General features: G+C 45.0%; 1 pseudogene. It reads left to right on the top strand.

The window, feature by feature from the left end:
- Positions 1-424, top strand: a pseudogene (locus VQ048_RS12675) (hypothetical protein); the annotation flags it as partial.

Below are 424 nucleotides of genomic sequence, written 5' to 3'. Positions count from 1 at the left end.
CACCGCCTCTCCAACTGCAAAGTTGGAGGTTGCCAGTTCGACCATAGGCGGAGGGTTTAAGCTTTCGGACGGTTCCCAAGGCGCAGGAAAAGTTTTAACGAGTGATGCCGAAGGTAAAGCTACTTGGACAAGCACGGCTCTAAAAGCCCCTAACTATGCTGTCTCTGATGCCAGATGGAGTGCTGATGGAGTGCCTTACGAACTTGACCCTACATACGATATAAGCTATGGTCCCTATACTGTCCCTAAGACTGGTTGGTATACTGTAGTTTCCAGATGGTTTTATGCGCAAAATAACGATCCCAATAATGGAGGAAATGCAGATAGTGGTTCTGCAACGGCGTGGATACAAATTTCTGATAATAACTTGGGGTTAGATGTAGGTAATGTTTATTATGAAAGTAGAAGTCCTGTAAATGCCAAT

This window comes from Bergeyella anatis, assembly GCF_036016955.1.
Lineage (GTDB): Bacteria > Bacteroidota > Bacteroidia > Flavobacteriales > Weeksellaceae > JAYWXI01.
This window is presented reverse-complemented; position numbering and strand designations above follow the sequence as displayed.